Origin of the sequence: Pseudomonas sp. E6002 (genome assembly GCF_013385565.1) — a bacterium.
Taxonomy (GTDB): Bacteria; Pseudomonadota; Gammaproteobacteria; order Pseudomonadales; family Pseudomonadaceae; genus Aquipseudomonas.
Window position 1 is genome coordinate 183,058 of record NZ_JACAPT010000006.1, and the last position, 23,722, is coordinate 206,779.

General features: G+C 62.0%; 24 protein-coding genes. 10 read left to right on the top strand and 14 right to left on the bottom strand.

Annotation, left to right across the window (positions count from 1 at the left end):
- Positions 1–137: 137 nt before the first annotated feature.
- From HX815_RS05845 to HX815_RS05865, 5 genes are read right to left on the bottom strand one after another with little or no spacing between them, the layout of a single operon-like run.
- Positions 138–1,127: a FecR family protein gene (locus HX815_RS05845; RefSeq protein ID WP_102605180.1), complete on the bottom strand. Its 990-nt coding sequence runs from the start codon at positions 1,125–1,127 to the stop codon at positions 138–140.
- Positions 1,124–1,684: an RNA polymerase sigma factor gene (locus tag HX815_RS05850; RefSeq protein ID WP_003212753.1), complete on the bottom strand. Its 561-nt coding sequence runs from the start codon at positions 1,682–1,684 to the stop codon at positions 1,124–1,126. Before HX815_RS05850 ends, HX815_RS05845 begins: the two co-directional genes overlap by 4 nt.
- An 11-nt stretch (positions 1,685–1,695) precedes the next feature.
- A complete protein-coding gene (locus HX815_RS05855; protein ID WP_003212755.1) occupies positions 1,696–2,022 on the bottom strand; it encodes a DUF3325 domain-containing protein in 327 nt (108 codons plus the stop codon).
- Entirely contained in the window at positions 2,023–3,597 is a 1,575-nt protein-coding gene (locus HX815_RS05860) for a PepSY domain-containing protein (protein ID WP_177008185.1), read from the bottom strand.
- Complete coding sequence (locus tag HX815_RS05865) at positions 3,594–3,896, bottom strand: DUF3649 domain-containing protein (RefSeq protein WP_003212759.1); 303 nt, start codon at positions 3,894–3,896, stop codon at positions 3,594–3,596. Before HX815_RS05865 ends, HX815_RS05860 begins: the two co-directional genes overlap by 4 nt.
- Positions 3,897–4,055: 159 nt before the next feature.
- On the opposite strand from HX815_RS05865, the gene HX815_RS05870 reads away from it, so the two are divergent.
- From HX815_RS05870 to fecA, 3 genes are all read left to right on the top strand, one after another.
- Entirely contained in the window at positions 4,056–4,544 is a 489-nt protein-coding gene (locus tag HX815_RS05870) for a sigma-70 family RNA polymerase sigma factor (RefSeq protein ID WP_087695173.1), read from the top strand.
- Positions 4,541–5,482 carry a FecR domain-containing protein gene (locus tag HX815_RS05875; RefSeq protein ID WP_177027935.1) on the top strand — a complete coding sequence of 314 codons (942 nt, stop codon included), beginning with the start codon at positions 4,541–4,543 and terminating at the stop codon, positions 5,480–5,482. Before HX815_RS05870 ends, HX815_RS05875 begins: the two co-directional genes overlap by 4 nt.
- 90 nt (positions 5,483–5,572) lie before the next feature.
- Positions 5,573–7,918 carry a TonB-dependent Fe(3+) dicitrate receptor FecA gene (gene fecA, locus HX815_RS05880; protein ID WP_177027936.1) on the top strand — a complete coding sequence of 782 codons (2,346 nt, stop codon included), beginning with the start codon at positions 5,573–5,575 and terminating at the stop codon, positions 7,916–7,918.
- On the opposite strand, the gene HX815_RS05885 is transcribed toward fecA, so the two are convergent.
- Entirely contained in the window at positions 7,919–8,791 is an 873-nt protein-coding gene (locus HX815_RS05885) for a LysR family transcriptional regulator (RefSeq protein ID WP_008438547.1), read from the bottom strand. It abuts the gene before it with no gap.
- 104 nt (positions 8,792–8,895) lie between these two features.
- Here HX815_RS05885 and HX815_RS05890 point away from each other — a divergent pair, with 104 nt between their 5' ends.
- Positions 8,896–10,404, top strand: coding sequence for an MFS transporter (locus HX815_RS05890; RefSeq protein WP_177027937.1), 1,509 nt, complete (start codon positions 8,896–8,898; stop codon positions 10,402–10,404).
- A 72-nt stretch (positions 10,405–10,476) separates the two neighbouring features.
- Here the strand turns inward: HX815_RS05890 and HX815_RS05895 are convergent, their stop codons facing one another.
- Together HX815_RS05895 and HX815_RS05900 are read right to left on the bottom strand one after the other, a co-directional pair.
- Positions 10,477–10,887, bottom strand: a complete 411-nt coding sequence (locus HX815_RS05895) for an HPF/RaiA family ribosome-associated protein (protein ID WP_003212772.1) — start codon at positions 10,885–10,887, stop codon at positions 10,477–10,479.
- Between the two features lie 211 nt (positions 10,888–11,098).
- A complete protein-coding gene (locus HX815_RS05900; RefSeq protein WP_003212775.1) occupies positions 11,099–12,046 on the bottom strand; it encodes a LysR substrate-binding domain-containing protein in 948 nt (315 codons plus the stop codon).
- Between the two features lie 137 nt (positions 12,047–12,183).
- Between HX815_RS05900 and HX815_RS05905 the strand changes: the two genes are divergently transcribed.
- From HX815_RS05905 to HX815_RS05915, 3 genes are all read left to right on the top strand, one after another.
- The gene (locus HX815_RS05905; protein ID WP_177027938.1) at positions 12,184–13,560 is read left to right on the top strand and encodes an L-serine ammonia-lyase; all 1,377 of its coding nucleotides are present in this window, start codon (positions 12,184–12,186) and stop codon (positions 13,558–13,560) included.
- A gap of 60 nt (positions 13,561–13,620) precedes the next feature.
- A complete protein-coding gene (locus HX815_RS05910) occupies positions 13,621–14,916 on the top strand; it encodes a serine/threonine transporter (RefSeq protein WP_177021370.1) in 1,296 nt (431 codons plus the stop codon).
- A gap of 300 nt (positions 14,917–15,216) precedes the next feature.
- Positions 15,217–15,534, top strand: coding sequence for a DUF3509 domain-containing protein (locus HX815_RS05915; protein WP_003212781.1), 318 nt, complete (start codon positions 15,217–15,219; stop codon positions 15,532–15,534).
- Here the strand turns inward: HX815_RS05915 and HX815_RS05920 are convergent.
- Together HX815_RS05920 and HX815_RS05925 are read right to left on the bottom strand one after the other, a co-directional pair.
- Positions 15,531–16,019 carry a phosphate-starvation-inducible protein PsiE gene (locus tag HX815_RS05920; RefSeq protein WP_003212783.1) on the bottom strand — a complete coding sequence of 163 codons (489 nt, stop codon included), beginning with the start codon at positions 16,017–16,019 and terminating at the stop codon, positions 15,531–15,533. The two genes, HX815_RS05915 and HX815_RS05920, sit on opposite strands and share 4 nt — an antisense overlap.
- Positions 16,020–16,302: 283 nt before the next feature.
- Positions 16,303–16,560, bottom strand: a complete 258-nt coding sequence (locus HX815_RS05925; RefSeq protein WP_008438570.1) for a DUF6124 family protein — start codon at positions 16,558–16,560, stop codon at positions 16,303–16,305.
- Between the two features lie 305 nt (positions 16,561–16,865).
- On the opposite strand from HX815_RS05925, the gene HX815_RS05930 reads away from it, so the two are divergent.
- Entirely contained in the window at positions 16,866–17,126 is a 261-nt protein-coding gene (locus HX815_RS05930; RefSeq protein ID WP_003212789.1) for a YebG family protein, read from the top strand.
- A gap of 208 nt (positions 17,127–17,334) precedes the next feature.
- Here the strand turns inward: HX815_RS05930 and HX815_RS05935 are convergent, their stop codons facing one another.
- Complete coding sequence (locus HX815_RS05935) at positions 17,335–18,060, bottom strand: dienelactone hydrolase family protein (RefSeq protein ID WP_087695180.1); 726 nt, start codon at positions 18,058–18,060, stop codon at positions 17,335–17,337.
- Positions 18,061–18,277: 217 nt separating this feature from the next.
- Between HX815_RS05935 and HX815_RS05940 the strand changes: the two genes are divergently transcribed.
- Positions 18,278–19,585, top strand: a complete 1,308-nt coding sequence (locus HX815_RS05940) for an acetamidase/formamidase family protein (protein ID WP_177027939.1) — start codon at positions 18,278–18,280, stop codon at positions 19,583–19,585.
- A gap of 6 nt (positions 19,586–19,591) precedes the next feature.
- Here the strand turns inward: HX815_RS05940 and HX815_RS05945 are convergent, their stop codons facing one another.
- Positions 19,592–20,611, bottom strand: coding sequence for a Glu/Leu/Phe/Val dehydrogenase dimerization domain-containing protein (locus tag HX815_RS05945; protein WP_010176963.1), 1,020 nt, complete (start codon positions 20,609–20,611; stop codon positions 19,592–19,594).
- A 186-nt stretch (positions 20,612–20,797) separates the two neighbouring features.
- Here HX815_RS05945 and HX815_RS05950 point away from each other — a divergent pair, with 186 nt between their 5' ends.
- Positions 20,798–21,601, top strand: coding sequence for a SirB1 family protein (locus tag HX815_RS05950; protein ID WP_003212796.1), 804 nt, complete (start codon positions 20,798–20,800; stop codon positions 21,599–21,601).
- Here HX815_RS05950 and HX815_RS05955 read toward each other — a convergent pair.
- Positions 21,525–22,910, bottom strand: coding sequence for an aromatic acid/H+ symport family MFS transporter (locus tag HX815_RS05955; RefSeq protein WP_177027940.1), 1,386 nt, complete (start codon positions 22,908–22,910; stop codon positions 21,525–21,527). The two genes, HX815_RS05950 and HX815_RS05955, sit on opposite strands and share 77 nt — an antisense overlap.
- A 165-nt stretch (positions 22,911–23,075) precedes the next feature.
- The gene (maiA, locus tag HX815_RS05960) at positions 23,076–23,711 is read right to left on the bottom strand and encodes a maleylacetoacetate isomerase (RefSeq protein WP_177027941.1); all 636 of its coding nucleotides are present in this window, start codon (positions 23,709–23,711) and stop codon (positions 23,076–23,078) included.
- Positions 23,712–23,722: the final 11 nt, after the last annotated feature.

A 23,722-nucleotide genomic window follows, 5' to 3' on the forward strand; every position in this document is an offset into this window, starting at 1 on the left:
GGTTACAGGTTTTGGCGATTGCGATGAAGGTTAAATGAAAGGTCCACACACACGGATGTGCCAAGGCATGGGGATTTTCAAGGGAAGGTGGTGCAAGTAATGACAGCGCCACGCCATTGCGGCGTAGCGCTCTGTATCTAGCGCAATACGATCATCCGACCGAGCAGCGAGTGTTGTTCAAACCCCAAGACCGCCTGCAACGCATTGAGCACCGCCTGGGGGTCCTTGCTCGGGAAACTGCCGCTGACACGCCGGGCGCCGAGGTCTTCGTTGAGCAGCAGAATGCGCCCCGGATAGTAGCGGCCGAGGTCTTGCACCACATCGGCCAGCGGCGCCTTGTAGTAGTTGAGCCAACCATCGCGCCAGGCCAGGCGCGACTCGCTGTCGACCGCGTGCAGCTCATCGGCGACACCGTCGGCATAGGCCACTTGCTGGCCGGCCGTCAGAATCTGTTGCTGAGCATACTTCGACGCCGTTACCCCAACCCGACCGGACAACACCGTCACCTGCGCACCTGCCGGTTGCAGGCGCACCTCAAACTGCGTGCCGAGCACCCGTGCTTCGCCGCTGCCGGCCTCGACCACAAAGGATTCGCCAGTGTGGGTCACACTGAAAAAACCGGCGCCACGGCGTAGCTGGATATGGCGCTCGCCATGCTTGAAATCCACTGCGATCGCACTGTCGGCGTCCAGGGTGACCTGGCTTTGATCGGCCAGGGTCACGGTCTTCACCTCACCCGGCGCGGTGACGTAATCCGCGCCGAAGTCATCGACCCAGCGTGACGGCTGCCAGCCGGCGCCCATCGAGATCATCACCAGCAGGCAGGCGGCCATGGCCAGGGCACCAGACCAGCGCCGCACGCTGGAGCGTTTCGAGGTATTCATCGCGTTCAAGTAACCCTGCAGCGCCAGGGCATCCTCATCCGCCAACGTTCTGGCCGGTACTTCACTCAATTCCCACAGCACCTGGGCCTGGGCGTAGGCTTCCACATGCGCAGGATCGGCCCGCAGCCAACGGCTGAACGTGGCCTGGTCGCCACTGCTGGGTTGGTCATGCAACAGGCTCAACCAGGCCAGTGCGGCCTGTTCCTGGTCGGGCGTCGGGGTGACGCGGGCAGTGGCGTTCACGGGGCTTTCCTTGGCGATGGTTCACGAAGGCTGGCCTTGCAGGCTTCGAGGGCACGCATCATATGTTTTTCCACGGCGCTTTGGGACAGGCCCATGGCCTTGGCGATTTCCGCGTACTTGCGGCCATGGATGCGGTTGAGCAGGAAAATCTGCCGGGTACGTTCCGGCAGGCTGCGCAAGGCTGCTTCAACGTGACGCAGATCATTGCCCGCCTCCAGCGCGGCCTGGGGTTCGCAGCCCTGGTTATCCTGTTGTTCCGGCAGCCAGCCTTCGCTGCTGCGCACCCGGGCGCCTTCGCTGCGCAGGTGGTCGATGGCGATATTGCCGGCGCAGCGCAGCAGGTAGGTGCTGAGCTCCTCGACCTGCACCAGCGGCCGGCGCCAGAAGCGCAGGAACAAATCCTGCACCAGGTCCGCCGCCGTCGCACGGCAGCCCACGCGGCGGCTGACCAGCGCTTCCATCTGCGAGCGCTGGGACAGGAACACCTGCAGGAAATGCGCCCGTCCGCCCGCCGCGTCTGCGTGCTGCTCTGGATGTTCGGGGGGCGTGGTGATCATCAACGATGGACTCAAAGGGTCGCGAAGGCCGCAACCGGACTGGCCAGCAGGCCGAGGCCCGCCAGGATCAAGGCCAGCCTTGGCCGATACGGCAACAGCAACACCAGCAACAACCCGCTGAGCATCAAGACCGCGCACCACTCCACCAACCCCTGGCTCCACCCGGTCGCGAGCACCGCCGGCCAGATCGAGACAATCAACAGCAGCCAGCCGCCCACGCGCAAACCCAGGCGCCGACGAGGCGAAGGTTTACTGTGCAGCAGTTCGCCATGGTGCCGGTCCATGGACAGGCACAACGCGGTAAACCCTGCGTAACACAGCAGCAGCGCCAGGAGCATTCAGTTCACCTCGCCCTTGAGGGTCAATGGCCGGGCACGTTCGGCCTTGGGCTGAGGGACACGGCGGTGCTGCATTTTCCAGGCAGCCCAGGCGAGGAACACGCCGCTGCCCAGGCACGTCAGGTCAAAACCGGCCATGGCCCAGTCGCCGTTGGCCAGGGACACACCCAAATGCTGGGTCGTGGTCAGCGCGTTGAGCACCGGCACGCCGATAAACAGCAGCGCGCCCACACTCAATTGCTCAACCCAGCCGCGGCGCCCCTGGCGGACAATCGCGTGCAGGACGCTCAAGCCCCAGGCAATAAAGAAGGCTTGTACTTCCCAGTCCGAGCGCCCGGCAAAGCTGGCCGGCAACAGGCGGTTGGCCCAGAAGAATGCAGCGATGGCGATCATCAAGCCGGACATGCTGGCGATGTTCAGCACTTCCACCAGCCGCAGCTCAAAGGGCAGCACACCGGTTTTGGTGTGCTTGAGCTGACGCTTGCCCAGCCACATCACCAGCCCGGTGCCGATCATTGCCGTGCCCGCGAGGCCGCAGATGAAATACAGCCAGCGCAATACCGGGCCGGCGAAATGGCCCATGTGCAAACCGTAGAAGCTGCCACCAATCGCCGCCGGCAGCGACTGCTCGCCGCTCACCCGCAACAGTTCGCCGGTAGTGCCGTTGAATGAGACGGTGCTGCCAAAGTCATGCACCACTCGATCCGACCCGGCGCGGAACACATTGACCGAGGCGTTTACATCGCTTGGATTATTCACCACCAGCCGTCCGACATGCCCGCCGGCCCATTGCTCGCGCGCCTGCTCGTACATCGGACCCAGTGGCAGCAATTGCCCCGGCTGGCCGAGGGCCGGCGCATTGTCGGTGGCCGGAAACACATCGTTGAAGAACGCACGGGTATCGTTGCCGTAGGAAGCGAGGATGCTCGCCGGCATCACCATGCTCATGAAAATCACCAGGCTGCTGTAGGTGATCATCAAGTGGAACGGCAACACCAGCACGCCCACGGCGTTGTGCCCGTCGAGCCAGGACCGCTGGCCCTTGCGCGGGCGGAAGGTGAAGAAGTCCTTGAAGATTTTCTTGTGGGTGATGATCCCGGTGATCAACGCCACGAACATCACCATCGCGGCGATGGTCGACAGCCAGCGCCCCCACGGATAGGGCATTTGCAGCTGGAAGTGGAAACGATAGAAGAATTCGCCGCCCATGCTTTCCCGGGCCTGGACCTGCTGGCCGCTGACGGGATCGAGGAGTTTTTCGACGAAATTGCCGCGTTTGCCCGGGTCGACCTTGTCTTGCCACATCACCGACAGGCCCGGCTCACGGCTGCTCGGCAAGGTGATAAACCAGCGCGCGGCATTGGGCGCCTGGTGTTGCAGATAGGTTTGGGCGGCGGCCAGGCTACGGGCGTCATCGACGGGATGCGCCTGCACTTCGGGCTGCATCCAGTGGGTAATTTCGTCCTTGAAATACGACAGGGTGCCCGTCAGGAAAATCGCAAACAGCAGCCAGCCAAAGATCAGCCCGGCCCAGGTGTGCAACCAGGCCATGGCCTGGCGGAAGCCCTCTTTCATGTGCGCGCCATCCAGTACGCCAACCCGGCGAACGTGGCCATTATCGCGCTGGGCAGCAACACGCCAAACCAGGCGCGCCAGGCCGTGCGGCAGGCGAAGCACCAGATGACTGCCAACAGGTAGAACACAAACGAACTCAGCATGCCGCTGATCACCGCATCGGCGCGGCTGGTGGGCAGCCACAGCGTCATGCACACGCTGGCCAGCGAGGCCAGCAGGTAACCGCCGACCACAGCCGCCAGCACCCGCGACGTCACGGCAAGACGGTAGGAAACGGGAAGTGAGGTTTTGCGTTTCATGCACAAGGCGCCAGGTTCGTCAGTGCGCAATATTAATGATAAAGGTTCTCATAAGCAAAAGAGAACGCATCACTGGCAATTGCCGAACCCGTCTGCGCGCCCTACAATGCGAACAATTCTTGTTCTCTAAAGCATGCCCATGCTGCCGGAGTGTGCGCGTTGCAGCCGTCCAACACCGTCGAAGTCCTGTACCACGACCATCACCACTGGCTTACCGGCTGGTTGCGACGCAAGCTCGGCTGCCCGGAAAGCGCCGCCGACCTGGCCCAGGACACCTTCATCCGCGTGCTCACCGCACGGGAAACACCGACGCTGATCGAACCTCGCGCCTTCCTCACCACCATCGCCAAGCGTGTGCTGTGCAACCATTACCGCCGCCAGGACCTGGAGCGCGCCTACATCGACGCCCTGGCACAAATGCCCGAACACGTGGCGCCGTCGGAGGAAGAGCGGGCAATCATCCTGCAAACCCTGATGGAGCTGGACCAGTTGCTGGATGGCCTGGCGCCCCTGGTCAAACGCGCGTTCCTGCTGTCCCAGCTCGACGGCCTGACCTACGCGCAAATCGGCGCGGAACTGGGCATCTCCATCGCCACGGTCAAGCGCCATCTGAATAAAGCGGCGATGCGCTGCTACTTCGCCCTATGAGTTTCTCAACGCAAGTCGCCGAACAAGCGGTGCACTGGCTGATGGAAATGCGGCAGGGCCCGCTCAACCCACGCAAACAGGCGGCCTGGCAACAGTGGCTGGACGCCCACAGCGAACATCAGCGGGCCTGGGAGCACATCCAGCGAGTGAACCAGCGCTTGCGCGGGATGCCATCACCCCTGGCCCATGCCGCCTTGAATGCACCGAAATCCAACAGTCGTCGTCAGGCCCTGAAGTTGTTGCTGATACTCGGCGCCGGGTCGGCAGCGGCCTGGGGTTTGCGCCAGCAACATATATTGCCGCCGTTGAGTGCCGACTACCGCAGCCCCATCGGCCAACGGCGCAAGTTCCAGCTGGCGGATGGCAGCCAGTTGCAGCTCAACACCGGCAGTGCGGTGGATGTGCATTTTGATGGCCAGCAACGCTTGATCCGCCTGCTCGAAGGCGAAATCCTGCTGACCGCCAAACCCGGCAACGCCCCGCTGCGGGTCATCACTTCCCAGGGCCTGCTCAGCGCCCAGGCCGCGCGGCTGAACGTGCGGCAATTCAACGATCACACACAACTGGCGGTGTTTGATGGGCACGTTGACGTGATGCCCAACACCTATAGCGGTTTGCCGTTGTCGGTGGAGAAAGCCCATCAGGTCAATTTCACCCGCAAAGGCTGGGACACCGCCCGCCCCACCGACGCCGGCAGCGGCGCCTGGGCCGACGGCATGCTGGTGGCGGCCCACATGCGCCTGGAAGATTTCCTCGCCGAATTGAGCCGTTATCGCCGTGGCCAGCTCAATTGCGACCCGCAGGTGGCCAACCTGCTGATTTCCGGCAGCTACCCGCTGGACGACAGCGAACGAATCCTGGACCTGCTGCAAGTCAGCCTGCCGGTCAGGGTCCGGCGGTTTACCCGCTACTGGGTCACTGTCGAAGCCCGTGCCTGAAATATTTTCAAAACCCGTGAGCCGTTTTCCGCACCTCGCGTGACAGAGAAGGAAAGCCACCTTGATCCTTCCTTCTCAGGACCGCACTTCATGCCCCAGCAACCGACTCGCCTGACGCCACTCGCCCGCACCCTGCGCCACTTGTTGCTGGGGGCCAGCCTCAGTTTCAGCACCGTTCCCTACGTAATGGCGGCCGACGCCAAGCCCTACCGCATCGCCCCTACGTCACTGGAAGCGGCGCTGAATCAATTTGGCCGGGAAGCCGGCGTGCTGATTTCATTTGGCTCGGACGTGACCGCCGGCGTGCAAAGCCACGGCCTGTCGGGCAACTACACCGCTGAAGAAGGCTTGAATGCGTTGCTCAAAGGCACCGGCCTGCAAGCCCGTGCCGAGGGCAACAACGCCTTCAGCCTGCAACCGGCGAATGCTCCGGCCACCCTCGAATTGGGCACCTCCAACGTGGTCGGCGACTGGCTGGGGGACGCGGCACAAACCAACGTCTTCGAGCACCCGGGCGCCCGGGACGTGATCCGCCGCGAAGAATTCGAACGCCAGGGCGCCACCCAGGCCCGCGACGTGCTCAACCGCATTCCCGGGGTCAACGCCCCGGAAAACAACGGCACCGGCAGCCACGACATGGCGCTGAACTTCGGCATTCGCGGGCTCAACCCACGCCTGGCCTCGCGCTCCACGGTCTTGATGGACGGCATCCCGGTGCCGTTCGCGCCGTATGGCCAGCCGCAGTTGTCGTTCGCGCCCATCAGCATGGGCAACATGGATGCCGTGGACGTGGTACGCGGCGGCGGCGCAGTGCGTTATGGCCCGCAGAACGTCGGCGGCATCGTCAACTTCGTCACGCGCGCGATTCCCGATGCGCCAACGGTGAAAGGCGGCCTGCAAACCGAAACCAGCCCGCCTTCCAGCCACGATGGCTTCAAGACCACCGGCAACCTGCTGGCCGGCGGCACGGCGGACAACGGCCTGGGCGGCGCGATCCTGTATTCCGGCACCCGTGGTGGTGATTGGCGCGAAAACAGCGACACCCGCATCGACGACCTGATCCTCAAGGGCAAATACCAGCTGGACGACGCCAACAGCTTCAACGCCATGGCGCAGTACTACGAAGGCAAAGCCGATATGCCCGGTGGTTTGAGCACTGCGGCCTACAAGGCCGACCCGTACCAGTCCACCCGCCCCTACGACCAGTTCTGGGGCCGGCGCACCATGTTCAACGCAGGCTATCGCTACCAGGAAGACCGCCGGGAATTCACGGTCAACAGCTTCTTCACCACCACCCTGCGCAGCGGTTACCTGGACCAGGGCAACTTCCTCTCCCTGTCGCCCCGCGAGTATTGGGTACGCGGCCTGGAAACCCGTTTCGCCCAAGGCTTCGACCTCGGCCCAACCAGCCACGAAGTCGGCGTGGGCTACCGCTACATCAACGAGGCCGGCCACGAACTGCGCTACCGCACGCCGATTTCCGCCAATCAGCAACTGCCGACCACCGACAGCCGCAACGACCGCGACACCCGAGGCAGCACCGAAGCCAATGCGTTCTTCGTCGACGACCGGATAGATATCGGCAAGTGGACCATCACTCCGGGCATCCGCTACGAGATGATCGAGTCCCAGCAGACCAACAACCTCAGCAACGTCAAATACAAAGGCGACTACAACACCGCCCTGCCGGCGCTGAACGTGCTCTACCACCTGACCGACGACTGGAACCTCTACGCCAACACCGAAGGTTCGTTCGGCAGCGTGCAGTACAGCCAGATGCCCAACCGCGTGACCAGTGGCGAAGTGAAGCCGGAAAAAGCCCGCACCTGGGAACTCGGTACCCGTTACGACAATGGCACCCTGCGGGCCGAAATCGGCGCGTTCCTGATCAACTTCGACAACCAGTACGACAGCAACCAGACCAACGACACCGTGATCGCCCGCGGCGAAACCCGCCATCAGGGCATCGAGTCCAGCATCAACTACGCCCTCGACGGCTTGAGCCCGGCGCTCGCCGGTTTTGATGTGTACGCCACCTACGCCTACGTCGACGCCACCATCCGCGAAGACGGCCCGAACAAAGGCAACCGCGTACCCTTCTCCTCCAAGCACAAGGGCACCCTGGGTGTGGGTTACACCGAAGGTCGCTGGAAGTTGAACGTGGACAGCAGCTACCAGAGCAGCCAGTTTGCCGACAACGCCAACACTGAAGCAGAAAGTGCTGATGGCAGCACCGGACGCATTCCTGGCTACATGCTGTTCAGCAGCCGCGCGGCGTACGACTTTGGCCCGCAGCTGTCGGATTTGAACGTGGCGGTGGGTGTGAAAAACATCTTCAACAAGCAGTACTACACCCGCTCGTTTGACGATAACAACAAGGGCAAATACGTCGGCGAGCCGCGCACGCTGTATGTGCAGACGTCCATCGCGTTCTGATCAGCTACCCGCAAGGCACGACGGTGTGCCGGCCACCAACGCGTCGATGGCGCATCGGGTCTTGGCCGGCATGTGCGTCGCCGTGGGCCAGATGACATGGATCGGCATCGGTTGCTCGCGGTGGCCCGGCAGCACCGCCTGCAATTGCCCGCGCAACACGTAGTGGGCGATCAGCCAACTGGGCAACCAGGCCAGGCCGACCCCGGCGATGGCGGCATCGGCCACGGCCTGCAGGTCATCGAGGATCAACGGCGAGGCGACTCGCTCGCGGTGCGGGGCATTGCTGCGATAGGCAATGCCCCGGTGCCCGGCCAGGTCGTCGATGGAGTCAATCCGAGGTGTGCGCTGCAAGTACGCGGGTGACGCCGCCAAGGCAATCGCCTGTTCCCCCAGGCGACGTGCACTCAAGCGGTCAGTGTCAGGCAATGCGCCAATGCGCACCGCCAGGTCGAAGCCTTCCTGCGCCAAGTCGATCAATCGGTCGGAGAAGGAAATCTCGATTTCCAGTTGCGGAAAACGGTCCATCAGCCCCCACAACGCAGGCGCCGCATAGTGGTGGCCGAATGCCAAAGGCAGGCTCGCCCGTAACCGCCCTCGTGGCTGCTGGCGGCCACTTTCCAGCACGGATTCAGCCGCTTCCAGCTCTGCCAGTGCACGCAGGCAGTGCTCGTAGTAGGCCTGCCCGTCTTCGGTCAAACGCTGGCGCCGGGTGGAGCGTTGCAATAAAGACGTCCCCAGCCGCGCTTCCAGACGCGCCAAGCCTTTGCCCACCGCCGAGCGCGTGAGGTTCAGCCGTTCGGCGGCCTCCGTCAGATTGCCGCTCTCGACGATCTGCAAAAACAGTTCAACACCATCAAAACGCGGAGTGGCCATGGTCGTTTGTCGCCCTATATTCCCTTATCACAGGAAGAAGTATCGCTAATAAAGAATCAGATTCCCGTGAAAATGACACCTTCCCCCATTGAAAGGAAGAGGCCATGCCACCCGACGCCGTTGTATCCGCCATCAACCCGCCACGTACCGCCCGGGACGGCCTTGCGCTCACCGCCGTGTGCCTGGTGGCGTTGATGTTCGGGCTGGAGATTTCCAGCGTGCCGGTCATCCTGCCCACCCTTGAGCAGCAACTGGGCACCGGCTTCCAGGACGCCCAATGGATCATGAACGCCTACACCCTGGCCTGCACCAGCGTGCTGATGGCCGCCGGCACATTGGCCGATCGTTTTGGCCGCCGACGCATGCTGGTGCTGTGCCTGTGGGTATTCGGGCTGGCTTCGCTGGCCTGCGGGCTGGCGAACGATGCGTCCACGCTGATCGCGGCGCGTTTTGTCCAGGGCGTGGGAGGCGGGGCGATGATGATCTGCCAGTTCGCGATCCTTTCGCACCAGTTCCGCGAGCCGGCGGCCCGGGCCCGGGCCTTTGCGGTGTGGGGCGTGATCGCCGGGGTGGGCCTGGGTTTCGGGCCGATGGTGGGGGCATTGATCCTGGCGGTGGCGGATTGGCGCTGGGTGTTCCTGGTGCATGTGCCGTTGACCTTGTTCACCCTGGTGTTGCTGCGCATCAGCGTGCAGGAATCCCGTGACCCGGCGGCCCATCGCCTCGATATAGCCGGTATGGCCACCCTCACCCTGGCAGTGTTCGCCCTGGTTTATTTCATCACCCAGGGCACCGAGAGCGGCTTTGCCACCCCGGCCATGCTCGGCTGGGCCGGACTGTCGGTGGGCAGCCTGTTGTTGTTCGTGGTTGTCGAGCGGCGCAGCCTGCATCCGATGTTCGACTTCTCGGTGTTTCGCATCCCGCGCTTCAACGGCGCGCTGATGGGCTCGATCGGCATGAACTTCAGCTTCTGGCCCTTCATGATCTACCTGCCGCTGTATTTCCAGGCCGGCCTGGGCTACGACACCATGCTCACCGGGCTCGCCCTGCTCGCCTATACCCTGCCCACGTTGGTGGTGCCGCCGCTGGCTGAACGCCTGGCCCTGCGCTATGGCGCCGAACGCATCATTCCATTGGGCCTGGGCCTGATGGGCGTGGGGTTTGTGACAATGGCGGCGATCAATCATAGCGGCCAGCCCAGTGTGGTATGGGTCCTGATCGCCTGTGGGATTGCCGGCAGCGGCTTGGCGTTTACCAACTCGCCCACCACCAACACCACCACCGGATCAGTTTCATCCGACCGCGCAGGGATGGCCTCGGGCATCGACTTCAGTGCACGTCTGATCACCCTGGCGCTGAATATCGCGTTGATGGGGTTGGTGTTGATACTCGGGATCGCTCACTACCTGGCAGGCGTGTCGCCCGCCACGGCGCAATTGGCCGCCCTCAGTCAGGACATCGCCGCCGGCAGGCTGGACGTGTTGCCGCAGGGCCCACTGATCGCCCAGGCCGCGCTGCGCAACGGTGCGGGCTGGGCCATGTTGTATGCCGGCGTTGGAGCGTGCGCACTGGCGGCCTTGAGCGCCTGTTTTTTCCGGCGCAGCCCGCGCTGACCTTTTGCGCATAAAAAAACGGGCCTGCATCTGCAGGCCCGTTTTCAGTGGGGTTGAAAAAAGTATCAGCTATCAGCCGTTAAGCGCAGCCTGTTCGTTTTCCAGGAATTCCTCTTCTAGCTCGGCCTCGTCGGCCTTGGTATTGGGCAGGCTTTGACCCGCGGCGCGTGGTTTGCCGCGCAGTTTGCCGTACAGATGCTCCAGGGCATGCTCCAGCTTGGTCGCTGCGCCATCGATCGCCTGTTCCAGCGTATCGGCTTTATGGAGGACCGAAAGCGGTTGATGGCCTTTTGGCCGTGCTTCCAGTCGGCAACTCAGATCGTGTGGGCCGGGCTTGTCACCGTTCTCGTCCCGCAGGTAAACCTCGACGCGGGTCAGATCTTCTTCGTAACGTTCGAGCGTGCTCTCAATGGTGGTACGTACCCACTCCTCCAGTCGGATGCTGCTTTCAATATGGTTATCGCTATTGACTTGGATTTGCATAGTTTTCCCTTATTTCAGCTAGCTCGCCGAAGGCCATTCCTGCTTCACCGGATGGGTGAAAACCATGACCTCCTGATTACACAATTGAGCAGACAGAGGAACATTTCAACCCCTTTGCAAAGATAAATCCCACATTACAAATTAACCCTGACTACAACCAAAAACGCTGTTAGGGTGGGGAGTTGGTTACATCTTCTTACCGCCAACTTCCTTACAATTGCCCCTCTCCCAACGGGTGCAATCCGCGAAAAATCTCCGCTTCCTCCACCAGCCAGTCATGCACCGCCCGCACGCCCGGATGGCTCAGCGCACCCGGCGCGTACAGCAGCACATAGCGTTTGTGGTTGGGGACGGCGAGGCCGAATGGCACGATCAAGGTGCCGCGTTCCAGTTCGTCATTGAGCAAGGTACGCCGGGCAATCGCCACGCCCATGCCGGCAATCGCCGCCTCGATGGTCAGGTGATTGCGGTTGAAGGTATGCCCGCGCCGTACGTCGGCGGCGTCATAGCCGATGGCGTTCAGGTAGAACTCCCACTCTGCGTACTCATAACTCCCACGCCAGGCAGTGATGTCGTGCAGCAGCGGGAAATGCACCAGGTCAGCGGGGCCATGCAGTGGCGGTCGCCCCCGCAGCAGGCTCGGTGCGCACACCGGGAAAATCTGCTCGTCCAGCAAGGCTGTGGACAACAAGCCGGGATAGCTGCCGTCGTTAAGGTCGATGGCCAGGTCGAAGTCGCCCTCGTGCAGGGCGACGCTGCTGTCTTCGGCAACCATGCGCAGCTGGATATCCGGGAAGCGCTGCTGCAAACGCGGCAAACGCGGGGTCAGCCATTTGCCGAGAAACGACGGGATCGAGCGCAGTCGCAAGGTGCCGCTGATCATCCCGGCGTCCAGCCGCTGCAACTCGGCATCGATGCTGCCATAGGCCTCGCCCACGGTGATCGCCAACCGCTGGCCCTCTGCGCTCAGCTCAACCCCGCGTGCGCGCCGATGGAACAGGCGAAAGCCCAGGCGCTCCTCCAACTGACGGATTTGCTGGCTGACCGCGCCCGGGGTGATGTGCAGTTCCTCGGCGCAACGGGTGAACGACAAATGCCGTGCCGCGCAGGAAAAAACGTGCAACCAGACGTAGGTCTGGCCATGAAGCGGGCGAGCCATAGGGTTTAGTCCTGCTAAAGGGTGTCTTAGGATAATTCGTTGGTCAGTGCCGATCCAGAGGCTCAGTATCGCGCCAATTCCGCTTGTCCTACAAAACATGGCAGCGATTCCTACTCCATTGCTTGTAAGGGTTTAGCATGGCTATCAGTGTTTTCGATCTATTCAAAGTGGGCATTGGTCCTTCCAGCTCCCATACCGTCGGCCCGATGCGGGCCGCGGCGACCTTCGTCCAAGCGCTTATCGACCAGCAATTGCTCGACGAAACCCGTCGCGTAGAGGTGCGTTTGTACGGCTCGCTGTCCGCCACCGGTGTCGGCCACGCCACCGACCGCGCCTGTGTGATGGGCCTGATGGGCGAATGGCCAGACAGCATCGACCCCACCAGCATCGGCCCACGCATCCAGCAACTGCGCGAGTCCGGCCAATTGCTGCTCGGCGGCCGCATGTCGATTGCCTTCAATTGGCAACACGACCTCCTGCTGCTGGACGAAAGCCTGCCCTACCACCCCAACGCCATGTCCCTGCATGCCTACGGCGAAAACGGCCTGTTGAGCGAGCAGACGTACTACTCGGTGGGCGGCGGTTTCATCATCGAAGCGGCGGAAGCCGAATCCGGCATCGCGCCGACCAGCGAAGTGCAATTGCCTTACGACTTCTCCAGCGCCGTCGAACTGCTGGCCTTGTGCAACAAGCACGGCCTGCGGGTTTCCGAGCTGATGATGGCCAACGAGCGGGCCTGGCGCAGCGATGCCGAGATCCGCAGCGGCCTGCTGCATATCTGGTCGGTGATGCGTGAATGCGTCGAACAAGGCCTGCGCCACGAAGGCATCCTGCCCGGCGGTCTGGATGTGCCACGGCGCGCGGCGAAATTGCACCGCAGCCTGCTGGAAATCGGCAAACCCAACGTCATCACCTCGACCTTGTCGGCCATGGAATGGGTCAACCTGTTCGCCCTAGCCGTCAATGAAGAAAACGCCGCCGGCGGGCGCATGGTCACCGCGCCGACCAATGGCGCGGCGGGAATCATCCCGGCGGTGCTGCACTACTACATGAAGTTCAACCCGGACGCGTCCGACGATGACGTGGTGAATTTCTTCCTGGCTGCCGCCGCCGTCGGCATCCTCTGCAAGAAAAACGCCTCGATCTCCGGCGCCGAAGTCGGCTGCCAGGGCGAAGTCGGTTCCGCCTGCGCCATGGCCGCTGCCGGCCTTGCAGACGTGCTCAGCGCATCCCCGGAGCAACTGGAAAACGCCGCCGAAATCGGCCTGGAACATAACCTGGGGTTGACCTGCGACCCGGTTGGCGGGTTGGTCCAGGTGCCATGCATCGAGCGCAACGCCATCGCCGCGGTCAAGGCGATCAACGCCACGCAAATGGCCCTGCGCGGCGACGGCAAACACTTCATCTCCCTGGACCGGGTGATCCGCACCATGCGCGACACCGGCGCCGACATGCACGACAAATACAAAGAAACTTCACGGGGCGGCCTGGCCGTTAGCTGGGTGGAGTGCTGAGGAGCATTCCCTGATCGCCCCAACGTGAGCCCGCGCAAAAATAATAACGAGGCAATAACGATGACCGATGTACGTACACCTGCTGCCGAAAATCCCGCTGTAGACCTGACGCCGACCACCGTTACACAAGGCTGGAACAAACACGACACCACCTGGATGCTCGGCCTCTACGGCACCGCCATCGGTGCCGGCACCTTGTTCCTGCCGATCAACGCTGGCGTGGGCGGCTTCTGGCCGTTGATCGTGCTGGCGCTGCTGGCCTTCCCGATGACCTTCTTCGCCCACCGTGGGCTGACGCGCTTTGTGTTGTCGGGCAAATCGGGCGACATCACCGAAGTGGTGGAAGAACACTTCGGCATCGGCGCCGGCAAGCTGATCACCCTGCTGTACTTCTTCGCGATCTTCCCGATTTTGCTGGTGTACAGCGTGGCGCTGACCAACACCCTGACCAGCTTTATGGAACACCAACTGCACCTGGCAGCACCGCCCCGGGCAATCCTGTCGCTGGTGCTGATCCTCGGCCTGATGGCCATTGTGCGCTGCGGCCAGGGCGTGATCGTCAAGGCCATGAGCGTGCTGGTGTACCCCTTCGTCGCCGCCCTGCTGCTATTGGCGGTGAGCCTGATCCCCAACTGGAACGGTGCATTCTTCGCCTCCGCCAGCGAAGGCATGCCCCTGCCGGCCTTCTTCAAGACCCTGTGGCTGGCGATCCCGGTGATGGTGTTTTCCTTCAACCACTCGCCGATCATCTCCGCCTTCGCCGTCGACCAGAAACGTGTGTACGGCCCGCAAGCCGAACGCAAAAGCAGCGGCATCCTGGCCATGGCCCACAGCATGATGGTGCTGACGGTGATGTTCTTCTGCTTCAGCTGCGTGCTGGCCCTGTCGCCGGCTGACCTCGCCGCCGCCAAGGCGCAGAACATCTCGATCCTGTCGTACCTGGCGAACCACTTCCAGACCCCGGTCATCGCCTACGCCGCACCGTTGATCGCGCTGGTGGCGATCACCAAATCCTTCCTGGGCCACTACATCGGCGCCAGCGAAGGCTTCCAGGGCCTGATCGTCAAATCCCTGCGCGGGCGCAACCGCAGCATGTCGGCCAAGTGGCTGGAGCGCTGCACCGCGCTGTTCATGGTGCTCACCTGCTGGGCCGTGGCCACCTTCAACCCGAGCATCCTCGGCATGATCGAAACCATGGGCGGGCCGATCATCGCTTGCCTGTTGTTCCTGATGCCGATGTACGCCATCCGCCGAGTGCCATCTTTGCGCCAGTACTCGGGCCAGGCGTCCAACGTGTTTGTGGTGTTGGTCGGCTTGATTGCGCTGTCTGCGATCGTTTTTTCGGTCATGCCCTGAAACGGATCACCGAACTAAAAAACACCACCCACCCACTGTGGGAGCGGGCTTGCTCGCGAAAGCGATCGTTCAGCTGAGCAATCATTGGCTGACACACCGCATTCGCGAGCAAGCCCGCTCCCACAGGGGAAATTTGATGGCAGGCAGATTGCTGTACGGCACGCCCCTTGCTGTACAGCTACTGAGGAAAACGGACCTTGTGAAAACCTCAGCGAGCGAATGGCCGGTGGTCAGGAAACGCGAACTAATCCCGACACCGGTCGTCAATGACTGCATGTTCTTATCAGGCGGTAACGCACCATGGACAACCCTTTTCAGATCATCACCGACACCTTCGCCCCGAAATACCGGGTCAATTTAAGCATCCAGCGGCTGGACGGCAGCATCATGCTGACCCTGTCCGATGAAGACGGCGTCGTGGCCAAACGCATGATCAGCGCCGAACAACGCAACGACCCGCAGCGCCTGAAACGGCTGGTGCAGAGTGTGCAATTCGGGATTGCGATCGAGCAGGGGCACAGCGCGATGGAGATATTGGCGGTGATGACCGATGGGGACAGCCACCAGGTACTGCAGCGGCCGCCGGTCAGCAGGCCGCCGCTCAACGCAGGGTTCTAGAGCTCGCCCTTCTCTGTTTCAAGGCTCGCTTCGCCCTTGCGGCGCGGGCCTTCGACCTTCACCGACGGAAATGCCGACGACGCATACCGCACCACCAGAATCGCGAACGCCAGCAGCAGAATCCCACCGCACAGGTAGATGATGCCGATGTCGGGCGGGTTGTGGTGGGACACGTTGGAAATCAGCAGACGGGTCAGCGCCGTGATCGCCACGTAGATCAGGAAACGCACCGGCATGTGGTTGGTCTTGAAATAAATCCCGACCATCGCCCCCAGTTCCAGGTAGATGAACAGCAGCAAGATGTCATCGATCTTGATGTGCCCCGTCTCCAGCATCCCCAGAAATTCCATCACCGCGGCATAGGCGGTCACCGCACCAATGGCGAACAGTGCCAGGTAGTGGAAGGTCTCGACGAACAGATTTCCCAAGGACTCGGCCAGTTGGTGCACGGTCTTGCGCAGGTTTTCAGCCCAGTTGATTTTCACGATGATGCTTCCTTAGGTCGGCTCGACCGGATAATGCGGGTTGGACGTGACGGTTTCTCTGCATGCAGAAAAAAGGCCAGGGAACAGGGAGTGAGATGGTGGCGGGGTGATATGAGGCACTTATCTTGCTGCTCGATGATCGTTCCCACGCTCTGCGTGGGAATGCCGCCCCGGACGCTCCGCGTCCCATGCCCCAGGGTTTCGGGTAGAGGTGACGCGGAGCGTCACGGTATGCATTCCCACGCAGAGCGTGGGAACGATCCAGGTGACCGGGTGATTCAGGTCAGGTCGGGGCGACTTGATCCAACGCTTGATCGACCAATAAACCACTCATTTCCAGCAGTTGATGGATCGCCAGAAGCAAACTTCGCTGTGGTCCTTCAAGCTCAAAAGCCAGGCTACTGGCCATTTCACGGGCACTGTTCAAGGTTTCGCTGGCATTGGCGAGTAATGTTTCAGTGTCAGTATTTGGGGTCACAGCGAAAAGCGCGGTAGGCGGCTTTATAGGCGATTCAGAAAAACAGGCAGTCATTTTTACCATGGTGCATTCCTTGGATTTACAAGATGTTTGCTCCTTAAATTCGAGCCGCCAAACTCGTGTACCGCATAAGCGAAGCCCGGAGAAGGTAAGCCACTGAATGACGCTCCTGCAACCCCACCAACCTGTGAGAAGTTTCCGATAGGGCAAACCAGCATTTGCCAGCTACATTGAAAAGCCACTACCCAAAGCCCATGGATTGGCTTATGCTTTTAGCTGTATATAAATACAGTAGTCGCGAGAACGCTTGGCGACACTCGAACCAAGGGCAACTCCCTTCAATACTGCACCGATGACGAGGCCGAAAAATGGCTGTTGAAACCCTGTATCGCAGTACCCGTGACCTGGAGACTACATTCGTGGATCGCAAACTTGCCGACGCACACGACCAGATGCTTGAACTGGCAGAGTCCCTGATGGAAGTGCTGTTGAAAAACGTCGAAGGCTTGAGCGAGAAGCAGGCTGAAGATGCCGGTATTTTCATGGCCAAGAACCGCGCGGCGTTTGCGGCGGCGTTCAAGAACAATGCGAGTGCATTGGCGGAGATTGGGCAGCCAGCGGCTGAGTGATGCATTGCCAGTAGTGGCGAAAGGGCTTGCTGTGGCGAGGGAGCTTGCTTTGAGCAAGGGCGCTTGCTGTGGCAGAGGGAGCTTGCTCCCGCTGGGCTGCGCAGCAGACCCAAAAGCTTGGGAGCGCTGCGCACTCCAGCGGGAGCAAGCTCCCTCGCCACAGCAAGCTCCCTCGCCACAGGTTATGCGTTGATGCCTTTCACATGTGTCATGCCTGCCACAAGGTCTTGCCGAAGAACGTCAACGTGCGGTCCCACGCCAGTTGCGACCAGGCGGCATCGTATTGCGTGTCTGCAATCCGACCATCACCAATCGCCGTCTCGTTGGCAAACGCATGGCGCGCCAGGTAGCGATGGAAAGTCGCGTCCACACCCGCAGCATGCAGTTTTGACTCCAGCTCCGCCACGGTGTCGATATTGAAGAAGGCATCCTGCGTGCCCCAATGCCCGATCAGCGGCGCCTTGATCTTCGAAGCATCCAGATACTCCAGCGGCGGGAAGCCGTACCACACCACGCCCGCAGCGACTTCCGGAATCGCGTTCAACGCCAGCAACGTCAACGCCCCGCCCATGCAGTAACCGGTCACACCGACTTTTTTCGAATCCGCCTGCAAGTACTGCACAGCACCCTTGATGTCCTGAGAAACCGCGTCACCAAAATCCAGCCCATCCATCAGGTGGTGAGCCTCTTCCTCTTCCACGGTCGACGCGCCGCGATAAAGGTCCGGCACCAACACGCGGTAACCGCATTCGGCCAGTCGATTGGCCACGCCCTTGATCTGATCGTTTACGCCCCACCATTCCTGGATCACCACGATCGCCGGCGCGCCTTCGAGTACGGCCGGGCTGGCCAGGTAGCCGTTGACGTCAGCGCCATCCGGACGTTTGAAGGTAATCATGCGCCCACTGGAGCGCCCTGCTGTTTGTTTGGACATGCCAACCTCGTTCTGATGGGTTTGAAAAAATAAGCCTGCAACAGAGATATCTGTATTTGCACGTGTCCGCCACTGCGGGTGTATCAGAGTGTGTATGGATGCCCCTGAGATACACACGTACCGGCAATCGCGGCAGCGCGACACACGACAGATACACATCGGCGCTTAAGTGATGAAGCCTGTTCAACATTCAATCACCCAGGGCCCGGAAAATAAAATGAATAACCTCCCTTTTGTCGACCGTCTCACCGTCACCTCCTACACCAATGGGCTGCTCGGCCCCAGCCAGAAAATGCTCGGCCCGCTGGCCGACGGTGGCACCTTGATCACCGGCACCCCGCCCGGTTGCTGGGGCCCGATGATCACGCCGGCCTTTGAGGGTGGCCATGAAGTGACCCAGCCCGTGTTCATCGCCGGCGCCGACATCGGCGACGCGGTGGCGCTGAAGATCAAGCGCATGCGCGTCACCTCCCTGGCCACGTCCTCGGGGGTCATGAGTTTTGTCGAAGGTCGTTACCATGGCGACCCGTTCGTCGCGAAGTTCTGCTCCAACTGCGGGCAAGAGCATCCCGCCAGCCACGTCGAAGGCATTGGCGATGACGCCATTCGTTGCGATGCCTGTGGCGCCGAGGTCAGTGCGTTTCGTTTCAGCAATGGTTACGTGATCGTTCTGGATGCCGAGCATCAGGTGAGCCTGACGGTCAACCAGGCCGTGGCGGATCGCCTGGCCGGCAAGGCATCGGACATGTCGGCGCTGCCCGAACTGTCTGCCCAGCACTCGATCCTGTCCCTGGCCCGCGCCGATATCCCGGGCCTGGCCGCGCATATGCGCCCATTCCTGGGCAACATCGGCACCACGCCTTCACGGGATCTGCCGGATTCCCACAACTGCGGCGACTTCGGCCAGTACCTGGTGGGCGCGCCCCATCGCTACAGCATGACCCACGATGAACTGCACGCCGCGAAAACCGATGGCCACATGGACACCAATTCCGTGCGCGAAGGCTGCATCCTGATCTGCCCGGTGAAGGTCCCCGGCGCCGGGGTGTACATGGGCGATATGCATGCTCAACAGGGCAATGGCGAAATTGCCGGGCATGCCACCGATGTGTCGGGGGAAACCGAACTGACGGTGCAGGTGATCAAGGGCCTGAGCCTGGACGGGCCGATCCTGCTGCAAAACCTCGATGACCTGCCGCCCATGGCGCGCCCGATGACCGCGGAGCAACGCCTGCGGGTGAAGGCACTGGGGGAGCGCTGGGGCCAGGTGGAGATCGAGGAGAACGCGCCCATCACCTTCATCGGCAGTGGGACCAATCTCAACGTCGCGACAGACAATGGACTGGAACGCGCCGCCGCCGTGACCGGGCTGCCGCTCGACGAAGTGCGCAACCGCGCGACCATCAACGGCTCAATTGAAATCAGCCGCCTGCCGGGAACCGTGCGGGTCACGATTCTGTGCCCGATGCACATCCTTGATCGTATGGGCGTGGGCCAACTGGCCCGGGAGAAATATCAGCTTTGACCCGCCTCAGCGGTACAGCAAGCGCTCCGCCAGCTCATCCGCTACCCGCGCGGGTGAGCGCTTTTCAGCCTGGGCATGGGCGAAGATTTCGGTCAGGCGTGTGCCGATGTTCGACAGGTGCGCGGTGATGGTTTCCAGCTCCGCGCCGCCGTGCTTGAGGGCCACGTAGATCAGCCCACCGGAGTTGATCACGTAGTCCGGCGCGTAAAGAATCCCACGCCCTTCCAACTGATCGGCCACTTGCAGGTTGGTCAGTTGCGCACTGGCGGAGCCGGCCACCGCTGCGCATCGCAACTGCGCGACCGTGTAGCGGTTGAACACCGCGCCCACACCGCAGGGCGCAAGGATATCGCATGGGGTGCTGAGCAAGGCTTCGTTGGCAATCGGGTGCGCACCCAGTTGCTCCATGGCCAGTTGCACCTTGCCGTGGTCGATGTCGCTCACCAGCAATTCAGCCCCGGCGGCGTGCAGCTGCTCGGCCAGGGCATAACCGACATTGCCCAGGCCCTGGATCGCCACGCGCAGACCTTCCAGGTTATCGCTGCCCAGGCGAGCCATCGCGGTGGTGCGGATGCCGGCGAACACGCCCATCGCCGCGTGGGGCGAGGGATCGCCGGCCGCCGTGGTGCTGGTGACATAGCGGGTCTGCTGGGCGATGCAATCCATGTCGGCCACCGAGGTGCCGCTGTCGATGGCGGTGATGTAGCGGCCATCCAACTGCTCGATGCAGCGGCCGAAGGCTTCAAACAATGCCGCGCGGCTTTCCACATGGGCGGGGCGGATGATCACCGCGTTGCCGCCACCCACCGGCAAACCGGCCAGCGCGGCCTTGTAGCTCATGCCCTGGGCCAGGCGCGCGGCATCCGCCACGGCACTTTCATCGTCGGGGTAAGAGAGGTAGCGGCAGCCTCCAAGGGCGGGACCCAGGCGGCTGTTGTGGATGGCAATGACCGCCTTCAACCCGGTGGCCGGGTCAACGCTCAGGTGCAGCGATTCAAGGCGGGTGCTGTGCATGAGCGCAAACATCGTCAAGCTCCCGAATCACTTCTGGTAGGCGCCAAGTATAGGACTGCCAGCGAAACCCTGCTGAAGCGCGCAGGAATAAGACCACCGGTTTTAAAGGGTTTGCGACATAAACAGGTAGGACCTGTCTTAAGGCACTGGACGAAAGTTCACAGCAAGGCTAAAACGAGACATCCGCCGGAGAACCCAATGAAGCCCCGCGACGCCTTTTTTGCCTGCCTGGAACGGTCACCGCCCGCGCTGTTTGAAGCCGCGCTGTGGATGGCGGCCGAGCACGACCCGGCGGTGGACCCCTTGGCCATCCTGCAGGACTTCAAGGTATTGCAGCAATTGGTCAGCCTCAGCATGCCGATGCTGCCGGCGGATGAACTCGGACAACCGTTGCTGCGGCGCATGAACGACCTGGGGTTCGCCCAGGATGACCACACCCCGCTGCGCCCCGCCGCCGCGCTGCTGGACAAGGTGTTGAAGCGTAAACGCGGGCAGCCGCTGGCTCTCGGGCTGATTGCCCTGGAGCTGGCGCGGCGCCTGGACATTCCGCTGGTGGGCGTCAACTTCCCGGGGCACTTCCTGTTGCGGGTGCCGGGCGCCGATCACCTGCTCGACCCCTGCGGCGGCCGACGCCTGTACCCCAACGATTGCCGCGACCTGCTGACCCGCCAGTACGGGCCCAATCTCAAGTTGCAGGCCGACCACCTGCACACCGCCGAGCCGCGATCGATCCTGCAACGGCTGTCGCGTAATCTGCGCCAGTTGCACCTGTCCAACGACGACCACCTGGCCGCTCTGGTGGATGCCGAACGCGTGCTGGAGCTGGGCAATGCCAGCGCCGCCGATTACCTGGCCCGGGCCAGTTTGTATCAGCGCCTGGATTGCCCGAACGCCGAGCGTTTTGACTTGGAACACGCGTTGATGCTCAGCGAAGACCCGATCCAGCGTCTACGCCTGACCGAACGGCTGGGGCATTTGCCGCCGAACTCAGTGGTGCATTGACTGGCGAGCGCACCTGGATAATCAACAACGCCGCTATCACCGCCGGAATCGCGCAGAAGAAGAAAATCTGCTGCACCGGTATGTGCATCGCCAGCAGCAGGCTGCCGAACAGCGGCCCCAGGATCGACCCGAACCGCCCGACACCCAGTGCCCAGCCTGTACCGGTGGCCCGCACGTGAGCCGGGTAGAAGTTACTGGCGAACGCGTTCAGGGTCAGTTGACCGCCGATGATGCAGAAGCCCGCCGCAAACACGCAGGCCACCAGATAGCGCGGATTGTCGTGATTCAGCCCCAGCAGGATGGTGCACACCGCAGCCGCTGCCAGCACGCCGGACAGCAGGCGCACTTTGCTTTTGAGCCGGTCGGCAAACCAGGCCATGCCGATGGCGCCCAAGGTCCCGGCGAACAGGAACATCGAGGTCACCAGGTTGGCCTCATTCAGGCCCAGGCCGCTTTCCAGCAACAGCGAAGGCAGCCAGCTGATCATGAAATACAGCAGGATCAGGCTGACAAAAAACGTCGCCCACAGCAGTAATGTCGGGCGCGCATAACCATGGCGGAACAGCTCCACCACCGTCAGTTTGCTGCCTTGCTCCTGGCGGTTTTCTGCCTCGCTCGCTGGCGGCGGTTGCCAGCCTGGCAGCATTTGCGCGGTGACTTTTTGCAGGCGCGCATACGGCGGTGCATCACGCAGCAGGCGTGGCAGGGATTCGGGCAACATCCAGGCAAGAAACGGAAACAACAGCAATGGCGTCACACCACCGGCGAGGAACACCGCCTGCCAGCCGAAGCTGTCGATAAACCCGGCCGCGACAAAACCACCGGCCGCACCGCCGAAAGAAAAGCCACAGGCGGCGAGCGTCACCATCAATGTTCGCAGGCGGGGTGGTGAGTATTCCGACATCAAGGCCATGGCGCTGGGCATTGCACCGCCCATGCCGATGCCGCAGATAAAGCGGGCGGCCATCAAGGTATTGAGAGAGTTGGCGAACACCATCAGCACCGTGAGGCTGGCGTAGATCAACACACAGCACAGCAGGATGCGCCGCACCCCGAAGCGATCCGCCAGCGGCGTGACGGCCAGGGAGCCCAGCGTCAGCCCCAGCAGGTTGGCGCTGAACACCGGGCCGAACGCGGCTTTTTCCAGGCCCCAGTCCTTGGCCAGCGCCGGTACTACGTAGCCCAGGACCTGGGCGTCGTAGCCGTCGGTGACCAGCAACAGTGCCAGCAACAGGAGAATCAACCACTGATAGCGCGACACCGGACGGGCGTCGAGTGCCGCACGAAAGCTGGCAATCTGATTGTGCATCGCAAGGGACCTGTATTGTTTTTATATATTTTGGACACGCTGAAGATCACATGTGGGAGCGGGCTTGCTCGCGAAAGCGGTATGCCAGTCAATACATCTGCTGACTGATACACCGTATTCGCGAGCAAGCCCGCTCCCACATTTGGCCGGTGTGAGCCTGGAGATTTATGGGGTATCCGGTTGGTTGGCGGGATGAGCCGCCATGAACGCCGAATGCTGCGCCGCCAACCCCGCCACCCGCTGAATGCGCGGGTACGCCGCCAGCGACACCTTGAACCGCTCGGCCGCATACAACTGTGGAATCAGGAACGTATCCGCCATCCCCGGCTGCTCGCCAAAGCAGTAACCCTGATCACCAATCAACTGCTCAACCGCCGCCAGGCCCTGGCTGATCCAGTGCCCGATCCACTCCAGCACCTGCGCTTCATCGTGCCCCCATTGCTTGAGCAGATTCTGGGTACTGGAGTTGTGCAGCGGATGAATGTCGCAACCGATGATCGACGCCACCGCGCGCTCATGGGCGCGGGTTGCCAGATCCGTGGAGAGCAACGGCACGTGTGGATAACGTTCCTCCAGGTACTCGATGATTGCCGGCGACTGAATCAACACATCACCCTCATCGGTGCGCAAGGCCGGCACGCGACCTTGCGGGTTGATCGCCAGGTACTCCGGCTGATGGTTGGCGCCGCCCTTGGGCACCAGCAGGTTGACCGGCACGGCGGTGAAGTCCAGGCCCTTGAGGGCCAGCGCGATCCGCACCCGGTAGGACGAAGTGGAGCGGTAGTAGGTATAGAGTTCCATGGCCCTGCCCT

Bases quoted from the DNA above. Each gene is read 5' to 3' on its own strand.
- HX815_RS05850 (WP_003212753.1), bottom strand. From the start codon at position 1,684: ATGATCACCACGCCCCCCGAACATCCAGAGCAGCACGCAGACGCGGCG.
- HX815_RS05855 (WP_003212755.1), bottom strand. From the start codon at position 2,022: ATGCTCCTGGCGCTGCTGCTGTGTTACGCAGGGTTTACCGCGTTGTGC.
- HX815_RS05860 (WP_177008185.1), bottom strand. From the start codon at position 3,597: ATGAAAGAGGGCTTCCGCCAGGCCATGGCCTGGTTGCACACCTGGGCC.
- HX815_RS05865 (WP_003212759.1), bottom strand. From the start codon at position 3,896: ATGAAACGCAAAACCTCACTTCCCGTTTCCTACCGTCTTGCCGTGACG.
- HX815_RS05875 (WP_177027935.1), top strand. From the start codon at position 4,541: ATGAGTTTCTCAACGCAAGTCGCCGAACAAGCGGTGCACTGGCTGATG.
- fecA (WP_177027936.1), top strand. From the start codon at position 5,573: ATGCCCCAGCAACCGACTCGCCTGACGCCACTCGCCCGCACCCTGCGC.
- HX815_RS05885 (WP_008438547.1), bottom strand. From the start codon at position 8,791: ATGGCCACTCCGCGTTTTGATGGTGTTGAACTGTTTTTGCAGATCGTC.
- HX815_RS05890 (WP_177027937.1), top strand. From the start codon at position 8,896: ATGCCACCCGACGCCGTTGTATCCGCCATCAACCCGCCACGTACCGCC.
- HX815_RS05895 (WP_003212772.1), bottom strand. From the start codon at position 10,887: ATGCAAATCCAAGTCAATAGCGATAACCATATTGAAAGCAGCATCCGA.
- HX815_RS05900 (WP_003212775.1), bottom strand. From the start codon at position 12,046: ATGGCTCGCCCGCTTCATGGCCAGACCTACGTCTGGTTGCACGTTTTT.
- HX815_RS05905 (WP_177027938.1), top strand. From the start codon at position 12,184: ATGGCTATCAGTGTTTTCGATCTATTCAAAGTGGGCATTGGTCCTTCC.
- HX815_RS05910 (WP_177021370.1), top strand. From the start codon at position 13,621: ATGACCGATGTACGTACACCTGCTGCCGAAAATCCCGCTGTAGACCTG.
- HX815_RS05915 (WP_003212781.1), top strand. From the start codon at position 15,217: ATGGACAACCCTTTTCAGATCATCACCGACACCTTCGCCCCGAAATAC.
- HX815_RS05925 (WP_008438570.1), bottom strand. From the start codon at position 16,560: ATGGTAAAAATGACTGCCTGTTTTTCTGAATCGCCTATAAAGCCGCCT.
- HX815_RS05930 (WP_003212789.1), top strand. From the start codon at position 16,866: ATGGCTGTTGAAACCCTGTATCGCAGTACCCGTGACCTGGAGACTACA.
- HX815_RS05935 (WP_087695180.1), bottom strand. From the start codon at position 18,060: ATGTCCAAACAAACAGCAGGGCGCTCCAGTGGGCGCATGATTACCTTC.
- HX815_RS05940 (WP_177027939.1), top strand. From the start codon at position 18,278: ATGAATAACCTCCCTTTTGTCGACCGTCTCACCGTCACCTCCTACACC.
- HX815_RS05945 (WP_010176963.1), bottom strand. From the start codon at position 20,611: ATGTTTGCGCTCATGCACAGCACCCGCCTTGAATCGCTGCACCTGAGC.
- HX815_RS05950 (WP_003212796.1), top strand. From the start codon at position 20,798: ATGAAGCCCCGCGACGCCTTTTTTGCCTGCCTGGAACGGTCACCGCCC.
- HX815_RS05955 (WP_177027940.1), bottom strand. From the start codon at position 22,910: ATGCACAATCAGATTGCCAGCTTTCGTGCGGCACTCGACGCCCGTCCG.
- maiA (WP_177027941.1), bottom strand. From the start codon at position 23,711: ATGGAACTCTATACCTACTACCGCTCCACTTCGTCCTACCGGGTGCGG.